15 protein-coding genes are annotated in these 15,992 nt (G+C 71.1%); 8 read left to right on the top strand and 7 right to left on the bottom strand.

The features are described 5' to 3' along the window. Positions 1-3: 3 nt before the first annotated feature. Positions 4-648, top strand: coding sequence for a hypothetical protein (locus ACFC1K_RS18105; RefSeq protein ID WP_375872676.1), 645 nt, complete (start codon positions 4-6; stop codon positions 646-648). Between the two features lie 31 nt (positions 649-679). Here ACFC1K_RS18105 and pth read toward each other — a convergent pair whose 3' ends face one another. Both pth and ACFC1K_RS18095 read right to left on the bottom strand, forming a co-directional pair. Further along, on the bottom strand, positions 680-1,264 hold the full coding sequence (gene pth / locus ACFC1K_RS18100) for an aminoacyl-tRNA hydrolase (protein ID WP_375872675.1): 585 nt from the start codon (positions 1,262-1,264) through the stop codon (positions 680-682). Between the two features lie 119 nt (positions 1,265-1,383). Then, a complete protein-coding gene (locus ACFC1K_RS18095) occupies positions 1,384-2,019 on the bottom strand; it encodes a 50S ribosomal protein L25/general stress protein Ctc (RefSeq protein WP_310292039.1) in 636 nt (211 codons plus the stop codon). Between the two features lie 278 nt (positions 2,020-2,297). On the opposite strand from ACFC1K_RS18095, the gene ACFC1K_RS18090 reads away from it, so the two are divergent. Further along, positions 2,298-2,420, top strand: coding sequence for a hypothetical protein (locus tag ACFC1K_RS18090; RefSeq protein ID WP_262927523.1), 123 nt, complete (start codon positions 2,298-2,300; stop codon positions 2,418-2,420). Here ACFC1K_RS18090 and ACFC1K_RS18085 read toward each other — a convergent pair. After that, positions 2,405-3,181, bottom strand: a complete 777-nt coding sequence (locus ACFC1K_RS18085) for a FadR/GntR family transcriptional regulator (protein ID WP_375872674.1) — start codon at positions 3,179-3,181, stop codon at positions 2,405-2,407. The two genes, ACFC1K_RS18090 and ACFC1K_RS18085, sit on opposite strands and share 16 nt — an antisense overlap. Positions 3,182-3,331: 150 nt before the next feature. On the opposite strand from ACFC1K_RS18085, the gene ACFC1K_RS18080 reads away from it, so the two are divergent. The 3 genes from ACFC1K_RS18080 (at position 3,332) to gndA (ending at position 6,891) form a co-directional block, all read left to right on the top strand. Then, the gene (locus tag ACFC1K_RS18080; RefSeq protein ID WP_375872673.1) at positions 3,332-4,732 is read left to right on the top strand and encodes a GntP family permease; all 1,401 of its coding nucleotides are present in this window, start codon (positions 3,332-3,334) and stop codon (positions 4,730-4,732) included. A 20-nt stretch (positions 4,733-4,752) separates the two neighbouring features. After that, positions 4,753-5,265, top strand: a complete 513-nt coding sequence (locus ACFC1K_RS18075) for a gluconokinase (RefSeq protein ID WP_310292043.1) — start codon at positions 4,753-4,755, stop codon at positions 5,263-5,265. Positions 5,266-5,442: 177 nt separating this feature from the next. Next, entirely contained in the window at positions 5,443-6,891 is a 1,449-nt protein-coding gene (gndA, locus tag ACFC1K_RS18070; RefSeq protein WP_375872672.1) for an NADP-dependent phosphogluconate dehydrogenase, read from the top strand. A 93-nt stretch (positions 6,892-6,984) separates the two neighbouring features. On the opposite strand, the gene ACFC1K_RS18065 is transcribed toward gndA, so the two are convergent. After that, complete coding sequence (locus tag ACFC1K_RS18065; RefSeq protein ID WP_375872671.1) at positions 6,985-8,328, bottom strand: FAD-binding oxidoreductase; 1,344 nt, start codon at positions 8,326-8,328, stop codon at positions 6,985-6,987. A 99-nt stretch (positions 8,329-8,427) separates the two neighbouring features. Here ACFC1K_RS18065 and ACFC1K_RS18060 point away from each other — a divergent pair, with 99 nt between their 5' ends. Then, on the top strand, positions 8,428-9,417 hold the full coding sequence (locus ACFC1K_RS18060; RefSeq protein WP_375872670.1) for an SDR family oxidoreductase: 990 nt from the start codon (positions 8,428-8,430) through the stop codon (positions 9,415-9,417). An 18-nt stretch (positions 9,418-9,435) separates the two neighbouring features. Here ACFC1K_RS18060 and ACFC1K_RS18055 read toward each other — a convergent pair whose 3' ends face one another. Together ACFC1K_RS18055 and ACFC1K_RS18050 are read right to left on the bottom strand one after the other, a co-directional pair. Then, on the bottom strand, positions 9,436-10,161 hold the full coding sequence (locus ACFC1K_RS18055; RefSeq protein ID WP_310292298.1) for an ABC transporter ATP-binding protein: 726 nt from the start codon (positions 10,159-10,161) through the stop codon (positions 9,436-9,438). A 65-nt stretch (positions 10,162-10,226) separates the two neighbouring features. Further along, complete coding sequence (locus tag ACFC1K_RS18050; RefSeq protein ID WP_375872669.1) at positions 10,227-11,702, bottom strand: ABC transporter permease; 1,476 nt, start codon at positions 11,700-11,702, stop codon at positions 10,227-10,229. 194 nt (positions 11,703-11,896) lie between these two features. Here ACFC1K_RS18050 and ACFC1K_RS18045 point away from each other — a divergent pair, with 194 nt between their 5' ends. After that, entirely contained in the window at positions 11,897-12,625 is a 729-nt protein-coding gene (locus ACFC1K_RS18045) for a response regulator transcription factor (RefSeq protein WP_375872668.1), read from the top strand. Between the two features lie 95 nt (positions 12,626-12,720). Then, positions 12,721-14,262 (top strand): sensor histidine kinase, encoded by a 1,542-nt coding sequence (locus tag ACFC1K_RS18040; protein ID WP_375872667.1) that lies wholly within the window; start codon positions 12,721-12,723, stop codon positions 14,260-14,262. A 165-nt stretch (positions 14,263-14,427) separates the two neighbouring features. On the opposite strand, the gene ACFC1K_RS18035 is transcribed toward ACFC1K_RS18040, so the two are convergent. Next, on the bottom strand, positions 14,428-15,990 hold the full coding sequence (locus ACFC1K_RS18035) for an FAD-dependent oxidoreductase (protein WP_375872666.1): 1,563 nt from the start codon (positions 15,988-15,990) through the stop codon (positions 14,428-14,430). Between the last annotated feature and the right edge of the window lie 2 nt (positions 15,991-15,992).

Genomic DNA, 15,992 nt, shown 5'->3' with positions numbered 1-15,992 from the left:
GCTGTGAGCCAGCCCGACGCGCCGCAGAACCCGCCCGCTCAGCCCGCCGGCTGGGCGCCGCCCGGGGCGGCGCCGTTCGGGACGCCGACGAGCGAAGCCCCCGCCCCGGGGCATCCGGGTGCCGCGGCGGCGACCCCGCAGGGATGGGCGTCTCCCCCGGCAGGTGCGTACGCACCGCCACCCGGATACGCGCCGCCCGTGGGCTATCCGGTGCCGCCGGCCGCAGCATCCGTCAGCGCGTACGGTGCGCCCGCAACCGCGAAACGCAGCGGACTCGGGCTCGTCGCCCTCGCGCTCGCACTCGTCGCGACGATCGGCGCGAGCCTGTTCGCCGCGATCGCGAGCTTCCAGATCGGGCTCGGCGCGGGCCGCGAGATCTCGTCGCGACCCTTCACCGGCGACTTCGACTGGTCTGTCCTGACGCCCGTTCGCGACTGGGTGCTGATGGGCGAGGTCTCGTTCTGGGTCGGCACCGCGATCGGCGTGTGGGCCCTCGTGCAGGGTATCGTCGCGGTCGTCAAGGGACGCGGCCGCGGCGCCGGCATCTCGGCCCTCGTCATCGCCGCCCTCGGCCCTGTCGTATTCGCTGCCGTGGTGCAGGGCTTCCTCACCGCGGGCCTCGCCGCCGGGACCGGCATCGGCGGCTGACCCGGCTCGATACCGGGAGCGACAGCGGGGGTCAGACGCGGGGAGCGTGGTGCTTCTGCTGGGTCGCGAGCAGGCCCTCGGCCACCAGCTGCTCGACCGCGTCGGCGGCGTCGCCGACCAGGATCGGAAGGTTCTTGCGCTCCGTGGCGCCGAACGGGTCGAGTACCCAGTCGGCGGCATCCTGGCGTCCGGGAGGCCGGCCGATGCCGACGCGCACGCGCGGGAACTCCGGGGTGTCGAGCGCCTTCGCCACGTCGCGCACGCCGTTGTGACCGCCGTGGCCGCCGCCGACCTTCAGCTTGATCGTGTCGAACGGGATATCGAGTTCGTCGTGCACGACCACGACGTGATCGGCCTCGATGCCGTAGAACTTCGCGAGCCCGGCGACGGGTCCGCCGGAGACGTTCATGAAGGTGTTGGGCTTGGCGAGGATGATCTTGGGTCCGCCGGGGCGCAGCCACGTCTCGACGACGCGGGCGTTCGCCTTGTGCGCCTTGAACGACTCGCTGCGCCGGCCGGCGAGCTCGTCGACGACGAGCTGCCCCACGTTGTGGCGCGTGAGCTCGTAGCGGGGGCCGGGGTTGCCGAGCCCCACGATCAGCCACGTGTCTGCCATGTCATCCATCCTGCCCGAGCCCGCGCCGCCTGGTCGGCGCAGACCCTCGTGAAACGCAGCGAGGGGGTGCGGCATCCGCACCCCCTCGCCGGAAAGCGATCCGATCGCTCGGCGTCCGATTACTCGGCGGCGGCCTCCTCCGAGGCCTCCGACTGCTCCGCGGCGATCTCGGCGTCAGCCTCGGCGATCTCCTCCTCGGCGGCGAGGGCCGCAGCCGGGACCGAGATGGCGACGATGAGCAGCTCGGCGTCGGCGATGAGGACCGAGCCCTTCGGCAGCTTCAGGTCGGCCGCGGTGATGTGCGTGCCGTCCTCGAGGCCCTCGACGTCGACCTCGATGTGCTCGGGGATGTGCGTCGCCTCGGCCTGCACCGTGACGGTCGTGTTGTCGAGGTTCGCGATGGTGCCGGGGGCGGACTCGCCCACGACGACGATCGGCACCTCGATCTCTACCTTCTCGCCCTTCTTCACCACGAGGAGGTCGATGTGCTCGATGATCTGGTGCACGGGGTCCTTCTGGACGTCCTTGACCAGAGTCAGCTGCTCCTTGCCGTCGAGGTCGAGCTCGAGCACGGCGTTGGCGCGGCGGATCAGCAGCGAGACCTGGTGGCCGGGCAGCGCGACGTGCACGGGGTCGGTGCCGTGACCGTAGATGACGGCGGGGATCTTGCCGGCGGCGCGGAGGCGGCGGGCGAAGCCCTTGCCGAAGTTCTCGCGGACCTCGGCCTGGACCTTGGTGTCGGGCTCGTTGGACATGGGTTCTCCTTGCGGGCGCAGTGCCCTTATCTGAGGCGGCGCGTGGCCGTTCCGAATCGGCCTGCGCGGTGGCGGGCCCGGGTATTGGGGATGTCTTCGACTCGAACGCGCACGCGTGAGGAAAGCCCGTGGGCCGGCATCACCGCGTCGATCACGGATGCCGCAGCCCGCCGCGATCGACGGGCGCGAGGCATCCCTCGCCGAAGTTCGACAAGAGTCTACCAGCGCCCCCGCTACGATGAAGAACGCACCTGCTTCCCGCTCACACGGAGGACCCCATGGACTACGGCTTCGCTAGCCACGCTCTTCTCTGGCTCATCGGCGCCATGGCCGCCGTCGGCGCTCTCGGCACGGTGCTCGCGTTCTGGAGCCTCGGCCGCCAGGGCTACCGCAAGGACTGACCTCGCCGCCCGGGTCCTGAGCGCTCACGCTCCTCGGGCACCCCCGCCACTTCGTCCCCGACGGCCTCGTCCATCGCGGCATCGGATTCGCTGACGATCCGCGACATCGCCTCGAACGCCGCGTCCGCCTCGCCGCTCGCAACCGCGAACGCGACGTCGCGGTGCCAGCGCACCGCATCGGGGTTCGCCTCGTGCGGCATCAGCGCGTGACGCGTACGGCCTTCGAGAACCGCCTGCACCACTCCCCCGAGCACCCCGAGCATCGGGTTTCCGGACGCGCTCAGCAGGGTGCGATGGAACCGCACGTCGGCGTCGAGGTACGCGACCTCCGCCGCCTGCTGGTCGTGACGCGCCATGCCCAGCGCCGCCGCCACGAGCTCCTGGCGCTGCGCATCGGTCGCGTTGGCGGCCGCGAGCCGCGCCGCGAGCGGCTCGACCGCGCCGCGCAGCTCGCCCAGCTCGTGCAGCTGGCGCGCGCGCCCGGGCCCGTCGAGGCGCCACGCGATGATCTCCGGGGCGTAGACGTTCCACTGCTCCACCGGCAGCACCTCGATACCCGCCTTGCGGCGCACCTGGACGAGACCGAGGGATTCGAGGACCCTGACCGCCTCGCGCGCCGCCGATCGCGAGGCGCCCGAGGACTCCGCCAGCTCAGTGGTCAGCAGACGCGATCCGGCGGGGTGCTCGCCGTGCACGATCGCGGCGCCGAGCCGCTCGACGAGGGCGTCGTGTACGGGGCTGCCGTGAGGCGTGTCGGCCATGGTCCGATTGTGCCGCACGCGCTTCGTGTCGTCCGACATTCGAGCATCATCCACTTTTTATGTCGTACTTATTGACAGTTTGTGACTATCACGTCAGACTAAACGGCATCCTCGGGTCAAAGACTGACCCCGTTTCGATCAAGGACGCTCATGGATCTCTCCGGACTTCTTTCCCTGCCGGCCGCCGCGGCCGAAGTGACCCCGGTCGGCCCGCCGTGGCAGTTGCTCACGGCCGCCGTCATCGGCATCGCGATCATCGTGGTGCTGATCACCTGGCTGAAGGTGCACCCCTTCCTCGCCCTGATGATCGGCGCCATCGCCACCGGGATCATCGCCGGGTTCGAACCCGGCAAGACGATCGTCAGCTTCACCACGGGCTTCGGCGCGACGATGGGCGGCGTCGGCATCCTCATCGCCCTCGGCGCCATCTACGGCAAGCTGCTGGCCGACTCCGGCGGCGCCGACCGCATCGTCGATACCCTCGTCGCCCGCGCCACGCCCCGGAGCCTCCCCTGGATCATGGGCTTCATCGGCGCCATCATCGGCCTGCCGATGTTCTTCGAGGTCGGCCTCGTCCTGCTCGTCCCGGTCATCATCCTGGTCGCGCGCCGTTCGGGTCTGCCTCTCATGAAGATCGCGATCCCGGCGCTCGCGGGCCTGTCCGCGATGCACGGCCTCGTGCCGCCGCATCCCGGCCCGCTCGCCGCCATCGACATCCTCGGCGCCAACCTCGGCCTCACCCTCGCCCTGGGCGTGCTGATCGCCATCCCCGCGGTGATCGTGGCGGGCCCGCTGTTCTCGGGTCTCGCCGCCCGCTGGGTACGCGTTCCCGTGCCCGATCTGTTCGTCACTGCGGAGGACGAGGGCGAGCAGCAGACGCGGCGCCCGTCGTTCGCCGCCACCCTCGCCAGCATCCTGCTGCCCGTCGTGCTCATGCTCGCCCGCGCGATCGCCGACATCATCGCGCCCGGTTCGACCGCTCCCGCCAAGGCGGTCATCGACTTCCTCGGCACGCCCGCGGTCGCACTCCTCATCGCCGTCATCGTCGGCTTCTTCGTGCTCGGCGGCGGAGCCGGATTCGGCCGCGCCGAGATCGCGAAGTCGGTGGGCTCGTCGCTGGGACCGATCGCCGGCATCCTGCTCATCGTCGGCGCCGGCGGCGGATTCAAGCAGGTGCTCGTCGACACCGGCATCGGCGACGTCATCGCGAACCTCATCGCCGAGTCGGGTCTCTCGATCCTGTTCCTCGCCTGGCTCGTGGCCGCCGTCATCCGCGTCGCGACCGGATCCGCCACCGTCGCCACGATCACCGCGGCCGGCATCCTCCAGCCACTCACCGTGGGCCTCGACCCGGCGATGTCGGCACTCCTCGTGCTCGCGATCGGCTCGGGATCGGTCTTCCTCTCGCACGTCAACGACGCGGGCTTCTGGCTCATCAAGGAGTACTTCGGTCTCAGCATCCCGCAGACGCTCAAGAGCTGGACGGTTCTCGAGTGCCTCATCTCGGTCGTCGGTCTGCTCGGCGTCCTCGCCGTCAGCGTGTTCGTATGAGCGGGGAAGGGAGAACTCGGATGCTGTCGACCCCGCCGATCCTCGTCCTGATGGGCCCGTCCGGCACCGGCAAGTCCACCGTCGGGGCCATGCTCTCCGGCAGGCTGGGATGGCCGTTCCAGGAGGGCGACGACCTCCATCCGGCCGCCAACGTCGAGAAGATGCGGCGCGGTCACGCTCTGACCGACGCGGACCGGATCCCGTGGCTCGAGCTCGTCGCCGCATGGATCGACGAGCGCCGCGCCGCCGGTGAACCCGGGATCATCACCTGCTCGGCGCTCAAGCGCAGTTATCGCGACATCCTCCGCCGCGACAACGTCACGTTCGTGAACTTCACGGGAGATGCGTCGGTGGTGCGCGACCGCATGATGCGGCGACAGGGTCACTTCATGCCCCCGGCACTGCTCGATTCCCAGTTCGCGACGCTCGAGGCGCCCGGGCCCGACGAGCAGGCGATCGACGTCGACATCGCGCTGTCTCCCGAGGACCAGGCCGCGCTCGTCGCGTCGGCGCTGCGACTCGAGGGTTCATGACGCTCCGGCGGAGACCGTCAACGCTCCCGGGCTAGGCTCGTCACGTCAGCCGCGAGCCACCAGCCCGGAACCCCACGCTCACAACCGGCCGCCCCGCGGCGTGAGCAGCCGGCCATGTCGTGTAACACGAACAGGCCAGACTTTAGGCTGAATAGCAACGAAGACAGGAGCTCGAGAGTGTCCGAGAACGCAGCGAACATCGGCGTGGTGGGTCTTGCGGTGATGGGGTCGAACCTCGCCCGCAACCTCGCCAGCCGCGAGGGCAACACCGTCGCGGTGTACAACCGGAGCCGGTCGAAGACCGACGAGCTGGTGACCGAGCACCCGGAGGCCGAGTTCGTCCCCGCGTTCTCATACGAGGAGTTCGCGGCGTCGCTGACCAAGCCGCGCGCCGCGATCATCATGGTCAAGGCCGGCCGCCCCACCGACGCGGTCATCGACTCGCTGGTCGAGGTGTTCGAGCCCGGCGACATCATCGTCGACGGCGGCAACGCCCTCTTCACCGACACCATCCGCCGTGAGAAGGCCGTCCGCGAGACGGGCATCAACTTCGTCGGCGCCGGCATCTCCGGCGGCGAGGAGGGTGCGCTCAACGGCCCCTCGATCATGCCCGGCGGCTCGGACGAGTCGTGGGTGACCCTCGGCCCGATCCTCAAGTCGATCGCCGCGGTCGCCGAGGGCGAGCCGTGCGTCACGCACGTCGGCCACGACGGCGCCGGCCACTTCGTGAAGATGGTGCACAACGGCATCGAATACGCCGACATGCAGCTCATCGCCGAGGCGTACGACCTGATCCGCCGCGGCACCGGCAAGAGCCCCGCCGAGATCGCGGAGGTCTTCGCCGAGTGGAACGCCGGCGAGCTCGAGTCGTACCTCATCGAGATCACCGCCGAGGTGCTCCGCCAGGTCGACGCCGCCACCGGCCGGCCGCTCGTGGACGTCATCCTCGACCAGGCCGGCGCCAAGGGCACCGGCGCCTGGACCGTGCAGACCGCGCTGTCGCTCGGCGTGCCGGTCTCGGGCATCGCCGAGGCCACCTTCGCCCGCTCGCTCTCGAGCCACCCCGAGCAGCGGGAGGTCTCGCGCGACCTGCCCGGTCCCGAGGAGGGCCTGAAGGTCGACGACGCGGACGCGTTCATCGAGGACGTGCGCCTCGCCCTCTACGCGTCGAAGATCGTCGCGTACTCGCAGGGCTTCGACGAGATCCGCGCCGGTGCCGCCGAGTACGACTGGACCATCGACCTCGGCGCCGTGTCGAAGATCTGGCGCGCGGGCTGCATCATCCGCGCCCAGTTCCTCAACCGCATCGCCGACGCCTACGACGCCCAGCCCGAGCTGCCCGTGCTGCTCACCGCGCCGTACTTCGTCGAGGCCCTCGGCCGCGCGCAGGGCGCGTGGCGCCGCATCGTGTCGGCCGCCGCCGGCGCGGGAATCCCGGCCCCGGCGTTCTCGTCGTCGCTGTCGTACTACGACGGCCTGCGCGCCGAGCGCCTGCCCGCCGCCCTCATCCAGGGCCAGCGCGACTTCTTCGGCGCCCACACCTACAAGCGCATCGACAAGGAAGGCACCTTCCACACGCTGTGGTCGGGCGACCGCACCGAGATCGAAGCCGAAGACACCCACTGACGCCTCGCGCGAACGTCCGAGGGCGGATCCCCACACGGGGATCCGCCCTCGGCGTTTCAGCCCGTGCCGGTGGGACCGGGGCGTGCCGACGAGTCAACCGGCGTGCCCGTTCGGGCCGGGCTTGACGTTGTGGTTGCGGCAGAACACGTTGGCCGGGTCCCACTCGCGCTTGACCGCGGCAAGGCGGGCCATGGTCGCCGGCGGGTACATCCGCTCGGCGAACGTGGCGTCGGTCGAGACGGTGAAATTGCCGTACACGCCCGACCCCTTCGTCTCGATCGCATCCCACTCCTCGATGACCTGCGCGCGGGTCGCGTCGTCGAGCATGCCCGGCACGTCGAACGCGCCGGCCATCGCGAACCAGGTCGCGTCGCGAGCGGGGAACGCCGAGTCGTCCTGCGCAACGTCGCCGTACGCCCCGCCCAGCGAGCGCAGGAACGCGACGGATGCGGGGTGCTGCTCGCGGAAAGACACGAGCTCGTCGATCGTCTCGTCGTCGAGCAGCGGCAGCAGTGTGTTGCCGCCGACGAAGCCGGGCATCGGCTGCTCGGGGTCGAACTCGGGGGCTTCGAGGAGGACGTCGGGATACTCCTGCACCCCGAACTCGCGCTCGGTCACGCCCGGCGCGCTCGCGAGCGGCGCCAGCGCACGACGCACGGCCTCTTCGTCGGTGCCGATCCACACCGCGGTGATGGAGGCGCCTGCGGGCGCACTCGGGTCCATCGCGGGCACATCCATGTACGTGACGGTGAGGTCGCGCGGGGCATCGGTCATCAGATCGCGCAGCACGCGGATGATCGGGCGGGCGTCGCCCTCGATCCCGTAGACCGCGTGCACCACGCCGTCGAGGGGGTGCGCCTCGAAATCGAACCGCGTGACCACACCGAAGTTGCCGCCACCGCCACGGAGGGCCCACAGCAGCTCGGGGTGCGAGGCATCCGTCGCCTCCACCACGTCGCCGCGGGCGGTCACGAGCTGGGCGCCCACGAGCTGGTCGGACGCCAGACCCCACGCGCGCACCATCCAGCCGATGCCGCCGCCGAGCGTGAGGCCGCCGACGCCGACCGATGCGGTGTCGCCCGAACTGATGCCCAGCCCGCGCTCGGCGAGCGCGTGTGCGACCGCGCCCCACTGCGCTCCCCCGCCGACGCGGACGCGGGTGCCGTCGACCTCGATGTCGTCGAGCGCGGAGATGTCGAGGGTGAGGCCACCGGGCACCCCGCCCCAGGCGCTGTGACCGCCGCCGCGGATCATGATGTCGAGCCGCTCCGCCGAGGCGTAGCGGAGGGCGCCGCGCACGTCGTCGACGGTGGCGGCGCGGATGACGGCGGCGGGCGAGCCGATGCCGGAGTGGAAGCGGCGGGCGGATTCCCATTCGGAATCGCCCGGACGGATGACGGTGCCGACGGAGCCGGTGCTGAGGTCGTCGTTGCTCATGACGGCCAGGCTAGGGGTCGGCGCCGACATCGACCAGGGTTCACCCGGAGGAGTCCCCGAGGCCGTGGCGGGTGGCCGGAGCGGCGTAGGCTCGCGAAGGTGACGAGCATCCTCTACATCGGCGGCACCGGAACCATCAGCGCGGCGTGCGTGCGCCGCTCCGTCGCCCTCGGGCACGACGTCGCGGTCCTGAACCGCGGCGGCGCCCGGCGGCCCCTCCCGCCGGAGGTCGAGCTCATCGAGGCCGACATCCGCGATGCCGCTGCCGTCCGCGCCGCGATCGGCGATCGTCGTTTCGATGTGGTCGCCGAGTTCCTGGCGTTCTCGCCCGCGCACATCGCGACCGACCTCGACCTGTTCGAGGGGCGCACCGGCCAGTATGTGTTCATCAGCTCCGCCTCCGCGTACGAGAAGCCGCCGCGCCGGCTGCCGGTGACCGAGTCGACGCCGCTGCGCAACCCGTACTGGCAGTACTCGCGCGACAAGATCGCGTGCGAAGACGTGCTGGTCGCCGCCCATCGCGAGCGTGGTCTGCCCGTCACGATCATCCGCCCGTCCCACACCTACGACGAGCGGCTGCTGCCGACCCTCGGCCACTGGACCGACATCGCCCGCATGCGCGAGGGGCGCCCGGTCATCGTGCACGGCGACGGCACGAGCCTGTGGACCATCACGCACAGCGACGACTTCGCGGTCGCGTTCACGGGCCTGCTCGGCAATCCCGCCGCGATCGGCGAGGCGTTCACGATCACCGGCACGCACGCGCCGAGCTGGAACCAGATCTACGGGTGGCTGGCCGATGCCGCGGGTGTGGCCTCCCCGGACCTCGTGCACGTCGCCTCCGACACGATCGCCGCGTTCGAGCCCGAGCTCGGGCCGACCCTCATCGGCGACAAGGCGCACTCGATGGTCTTCGACGTGTCGAAGGTGCAGCAGCTCGTGCCCGAGTTCCGCACCACGATCACGTTCGACGAGGGTGCGCGGCGCATCCTCGCGTACTACGACGCGAACCCCGAGGCGCAGCAGATCGACGAAGGCCGCGACGCGCTGTTCGATCGCATCGCGGCCTTCGTCCGCTCGGCCGGATGACGCCCGGCCCGGCCCTGATCAGCGCGTGATGTCGCGCACCGTGCCCTTGTCGAGGCGCAGACGGCGTCGGGCGCGACGCGCGACGGCCGAGTCGTGCGTCACGACGATGAGGGTGAGCCCCTCGTCGTTGAGCGACTGCAGCACCGCGAGGATCTCGTCGCGCATGCTCTCGTCGAGGTTGCCCGTCGGCTCGTCGGCGAGGAGCACGCGCGGCCGCTTGACGATCGCCCGTGCGATCGCGACGCGCTGCTGCTGACCGCCGGACAGCTCGCCGGGGCGGTGGTCGGCGCGCTCGGCGAGTCCGACATGCGTGAGCGCCTCGGTGACACGGGCGGCGCGCTCGTCCTTCGACAGCCCCAGCGGCTCGAGCGCCATGTCGACGTTCTCGTGCGCGGTGAGGGTGGGGATGAGGTTGAAGCCCTGGAACACGAAGCCGATCTCGTGCGCGCGGATGCGGCCGAGCTCGCGGTTGTCCGCGGTGGCGATGTCGATCTCGCCCAGGTGCACCGAGCCGGTGGTCGGGCGGTCGAGCGCGCCGAGCAGCTGCAGCAGCGTCGACTTGCCGCCGCCGGTCGGGCCCTGGATCGTGACGAAGTCGCCCGCATCGATCGTCAGGTCGACGCCGGCGAGCGCCTTCACGACGCGGCCTTTCTGCGTGTAGGTGCGGGTGACGCCTTCGAGGCGGTAGTGCGCCTGGGGCGCAGCATCCGGAGCCGCGGCCGGCTCGGTGTCGATCATGGTCATGACGTGCTCTCCCGTCGGTGAGGTGGATTCGGGTGCGGTGGGGATGATGCCGGACATGGGATGCCTCAACCCACCGATCGCAGGGCCTCGGCGGGGCTGAGCCGAGCTGCGCGCCAGCCGCCGAACGCGCCGGCGACCAGGCCGCCGAGCACCGCGATCCCGACCGCCGCGACGACGACCCAGAGGGTGATCGGCGCCGACAGCACGATGTCGGTGCCCGCGGACTGCATGACGCCGCCGAACGCACCGCCGCCACCGCCCATCGGGCCCGTCGGACCGCCGTCGGGGCTGAAGCCCTGCGCCGCCGGCGCCGTCGAGATCGTCGGCGAGATGAGGTTGATGGCGATGATGCCGGCGAAGCCGATGACGAGGCCGATGACGCCGCCGATCGCCCCCTGCACGACCGACTCCCCCGCCACCTGGCCGACCACGCGGCCGTTCGACCAGCCGATGGCCTTGAGCGTGCCGAACTCGCGGGTACGGCGCGAGACGCCTGAGATCGTGAACAGCACCGCGAGCACGAGCGCGACGGCGAGCACGATGAGCGAGAGCCACGTGCCCAGGTTCGTGATGAGGGTGGAGGCGCTCGACAGCGATCCGGACACGGTCGAGGCGAGGTCCGCCTGCGAGCTCACGGTGGCGTCCGGAAGCTCCTCCTGGAGGGCCGCCTGCACCGACGCGATGGCGTCGGAGGACTCGGCCTGCACGTACACGGTGGACACGACGTCGCCGGCGCCGGAGAGCTCCTGCGCGACGCCCAGCGGGATGTACACGTTGGAGGCGGTGTCGGCCTCGTCCGAGGTCGAGGCGATGATCCCCACGACCTCGAACTCCTGGCCGCCGACGTCGATCGTGTCGCCGACCGCGAGGTCGGCGGTCGACGCGTAGGTCGCGTCGAGCACGGCGACGTACGCGCCCTCGTCGGATGCCTCGAGACCGCGGCCGTCCGAGACCTCCACGGCGGACAGCGGGCCGACGGCGTCCGCCGACGGGTCGATGCCGAGCACCGTGAACGAGTCCACGCCGAAGGAGCCGCCCCCGAAGCCGCCGCCCCCGCCCTCGCTCTGCTGCGGGGGCTGGCCCTGCGTGCCCGTGCCGGAGTCCGTCGAGTCATCGGGACGCTGCGGGAGCTCCCCGGAGAACGTCATGTTGGTGAGGCTGAGGGCTGCGGATGCCGCGGACACGCCCTCGACGCCCGTCACGGTGTCGAGCGTCGAGGCGTCGAGCGTCGACCGCATCGGCTCGGTCACGAGCCGCGACTGGCTGAGCTCGGTGGTGCCGTCGTCGGTGGTCGACCCGCCGTCCTGGCCGAAGTCGAACCGGGCACCGCCCTGGCCGGGCTCCGCCTGTGCACCGGTCACCGTGAGGTCGGTGCCGACCCCGTACACGGACTCGAGCGCCTTCGCCTGCGCGGCGCTCACGCCCGCGGCGAGCGAGTTCACGATCATGACGAGGGCGATCGCGATCGCGAGCCCGGCGGCCACGATGATCGTCTGCTTCTTGCGGCCGGCCAGCTCCCGCCGCAGATAGGTGAAGTACATGGGTCTCCTCTTGGCGGGCGGAATGCCGGCCGTCGACGTGACGCTACGGAGCGGCGTGATGCGCGCCGCCAGTGGGAGCTATGGGGAGGTTATGGAACGCGGCATCCGTTCTCGTCCCCACCGTCCGCGGATTTCACAGCCGGCGCATAGCGCGCTCCATAGGAATCGCATAGGAAGGCCCGCACAATGGACGCATGACCAACCCCGCACCCGTCCTGCTGCGTCCCGACGGCTCGAACCTCCGCGTCCTCGTGGTCGACGACGAGCAGATGCTCACCGACCTGCTGTCGATGGCGCTGCGCATGGAGGGATGGGAGGTCCGCACCGCGGGCTCCGGCTTCGAGGCGCTGCAGTCGGCGCGGGACTTCGAGCCCGACGCGATGGTGCTCGACATCATGATGCCCGACCTCGACGGCATGTCCGTGCTGCAGCGGCTGCGTCAGGCGGGCGACGACGTGCCGGTGCTGTTCCTCACCGCGAAGGACGCCGTCAGCGACCGCGTCGCGGGGCTCACCGCGGGCGGCGACGACTACGTCACCAAGCCGTTCAGCCTCGAAGAGGTCGTGGCGCGCCTTCGCGGGCTCATGCGCCGCGCCGGCACCGCGCACGCCGCAGGCGCCGAGCCGATCCTCCGCGTCGGCGACCTCACCCTCAACGAGGACAGCCACGAGGTCGAGCGCGCCGGCACCGAGATCGAGCTCACCGCGACCGAGTTCGAGCTGCTCCGCTACCTCATGCGCAACCAGCGCCGCGTCGTGTCGAAGGCGCAGATCCTCGACCGCGTCTGGAACTACGACTTCGGTGGCCGCTCGAGCGTCGTCGAGCTCTACATCTCGTACCTCCGAAAGAAGATCGACGCGGGACTCGAACCCCTCATCCACACCGTGCGCGGCGTCGGCTACATGATCAAGGCGCCGCAGTGACGGACCAGAAGACTCCCGACCCCACGACGACGGGGACGACGGTCCCCACGCCCCCTCCACGCGGCGCTGGCGCGCCGGGCGGAGCCTCCGGGCGCGTGGGCCCAGCCTCGACCGGCGCGGGCGCGCAGGCCGAGGCATCCGCTCCTCCCGAGCTGGACACCAGAGACGCCCTCCCCCGCCGAGCACCCTGGACCCTGCAGCGCAAGCTGATCGTCACGGTGGTCGGCATCACCTCGTTCATCCTGGTGCTCGTCGCGGTGGCGACGAGTGCGATCCTGGGGCAGGTGCTGGAGCAGCAGCTCGACGCCGAGGTGAAGGCCGAGCGCCAGAGCGTCGAGTATCTGCGGGGTCCCGTCGCGGGAGGCCTCACCGCGGAGCAGATCCTCGAGCAGCAACCGCGCCAGGCCGGCTACTTCCTCGCCGTGCAGTCGCTGCCGGGAGACGCCAGCGCGGCCGTCGTCGACCAGAACGGCGACGTGGTCGCTCTGACCGACGACCAGATCACCGAGATCAACGACAGCGCTCAGGGGCAGCGCGGCCAGCTCGTCGTGACGATCGACGAACTCGGCACGTACCGCATCGAAGGCGTGTCGTTCGGCGGCACGACCATCATCGTCGGCTTGTCGCGTGCCGGGATCACCGAGACCCTCACGCGCATGCTCATCACGATCGGCCTGCTCACCGCGGGCGGCCTGCTGCTGCTCGCCGTCGCGACCTCGTGGACGATCCGCCGGGGGCTCGCACCGCTGCGCGCCGTCGCCGACACCGCGGCACGCGTGTCGGTGCTGCAGCTCGACCAGGGCGAGGTCTCGATCGCCGAGCGCGTCCCCGTGCGCCAGTCCGACCCGCGCACCGAGGTCGGCCGCGTGGGCGCGGCCCTCAACACCCTGCTCGACCACGTCGACGAGTCGCTCACCGCGCGCCAGCGCAACGAGGAGCGCATGCGCAGCTTCGTCGCCGACGCCAGCCACGAGCTGCGGACGCCGCTGGCGTCGATCCGCGGCTACTCCGAGCTGTCGCTCACCGCGCTCAGCCGCGGTCAGAGCACGGCCCTCGAGACGACCGAGGCGTCGCTCGAACGCATCCAGGCGCAGTCGCTGCGCATGACCTCGCTCGTCGAGGACCTGCTGCTGCTCGCGCGGCTCGACGAGGGCCAGGAGCTCGTCTACGGCACCGTCGACCTGACACGCCTCGCGATCGACGCCGTGGGCGACGTCACGCCGACCGGTCCCGACCACGAGTGGGTGCTCGAGGTCGGTGACGAGCCGGTGCTCATCGCCGGCGACGCCGGGCGCCTGCACCAGGTCGCCGCGAACCTGCTCGCCAACGCCCGCACCCACACGCCGGCCGGCACGACGGTGACGGTGGGCGTCTCTCGCAACGGCAAGGACGCGATCCTCCGCGTGCACGACGACGGCCCCGGCATCGATCCGTCCCTCAAGGACGAGCTGTTCGAACGCTTCTCGCGCGCCGACCGCTCCCGTGCCCGCCAGACCGGCGGCACCGGCCTCGGCCTGTCGATCGCCCGGGCCATCGTGGACGCCCACGGCGGCAGCATCCGTGTCGCCAGCAAGCCCGGCGACACGACCTTCGAGGTCCGCCTGCCGGCCCGCCCCGCCGACCCGGTGGCGAACTGACCCCTGCCCGGTCGTCCCGGCGGCACCCCCGTTTCCGCGAGAGTACAGCTGATCGCCGAGTGGTAGGGAACCAACCACCCTCTCGTCCACCAGCTGTACTCTCGCCGGCACTAAGCGCCGGCACGAGGCGCCGGGCCGCCCCGGGAGCGGGCGCGAGGAGGCGGGTCAGTAGCCGCTGAAGGCGTCGGTCGTGATCGAGCGGGCCTTCTCGAGCGCGGGGGCGAGCTCGGCGATCAGACCCGCAGGACCCGAGATGTACGCGTGGCGCGATGCGATGTCGGGGACCACACGCACGAGGCCCTCGGCGTCCAGGCGGACGCCCTGCGCCCACATCCAGTGGGCGGGCAGTTCGGCAGGCCGGTCGCGCGTGAACACCACGACGCGGACTCCGGATGCCTCGATCTCGTCGCGGTAGGCGAGCTCCGAGGAATCGGACGCGACGTAGACCAGGACCACGTCGCGGTCCATGCCCTTCGCGGTTCCCTGGCCGAGCTGCGACACGAACGGCGTCACGCCGATGCCCGCCGCGACCATCAGGATCGGCGCGGCATCGCGCTTGGGGAGCAGGAAATCGCCCCAGACGCCGGTGATCGCGAGCTCGTCGCCCGGCTCCACCAGCGCGAGCGCCTTCTTGTACGAGCTCAGCGGCTTCGTGGTCTTGCCCTCTTTGAAGGCGACCTTCACGAACGGCAGGTCGGCGGGCGCCGACGCGATGCTGAACTCCCGGCGGGTGCCGCGCGCGTCGGGGTGGCGGTGCGGCACCTCGAGCTCGAGGTATTGGCCGGGGAGGAACGCGAGCCGGTCGTGCACGCGGAACGTGAGCTCCTGGACGGAGGGGGTCGGTTCGGCCCGTGCGACGAGCGTGAGCCGCACGGCGGTGCGGACCGCGAACGCGAAGGCCACCAGGTTGCCGATGAGGAGCGCGCGCTCCTGCCCGAGGGTGATGTCGCCGATCGCGATCGGCCACCCGGCGAGCACACCGACGACGCCGGCGACGACGAACTGCTGCCAGCGCCGAGGCGGGAGCGTCAGCGGCTCCGACAGCATGAACGCGCCGAGGAAGAGGAACGGCGACGACCACAGCACGGGCCAGAGGAGGTCGAGCACCTCGATCTCGACGCCCGCGTCCTGGTACTGCACCGAGGTGCGGATGACCGCGACGGCCACGGCGGTCACGAGGAACACGAGGATGACGCGCACCTTCTCGGTGCGCACGAGCACGGCGAGGCCGAGCAGGATCACAGGCGCGGCGAGGGCGGGCGTGCCCACCCACCACGAGGACGCACCGAGGTCGGGCCACGCGAGGCTCAGCAGTGTGAGCACCGTCGCGCCGACCGCCGCGGGGTTGAAGATGTGGCGGCCGCGCCAGGCCAGGACGTACTTCGACAGCGACGCGACGGCGGCGGCGATCGCGATCCCGACGAGCGGAACGAGCTCGTACGTCGGACGCAGCACGAACAGCAGGATGTGCGCCGTGATGAGCGACGATTCGAGGCGCCACGGGAGGTTCAGCACGCGCTGGGCCGCGGCATCCACCCCCACGCACACGGCCGACAGCACGGCGAGCGTCGCGATGAGCTGCAGCGGGTCGGGGCCGACGAGGTCGAAGATCGACAGCAGCAGCGCGACGACGGCGAGCGCCGCGAGCGCGAAGTAGACGAGGCGGTACATCGACATGCGGCCGAGCACCGCGAAGAGACGGTTCCAGAGGGCGGTGAGGTTCGTCATAG

The organism is Microbacterium sp. NPDC056057 (assembly GCF_042266945.1).
In the GTDB taxonomy this organism is placed as follows: domain Bacteria; phylum Actinomycetota; class Actinomycetes; order Actinomycetales; family Microbacteriaceae; genus Microbacterium; species Microbacterium trichothecenolyticum_C.
Note: the sequence above shows the minus strand (reverse complement) of the source record. Positions and strands in the feature narration are given on the sequence as shown.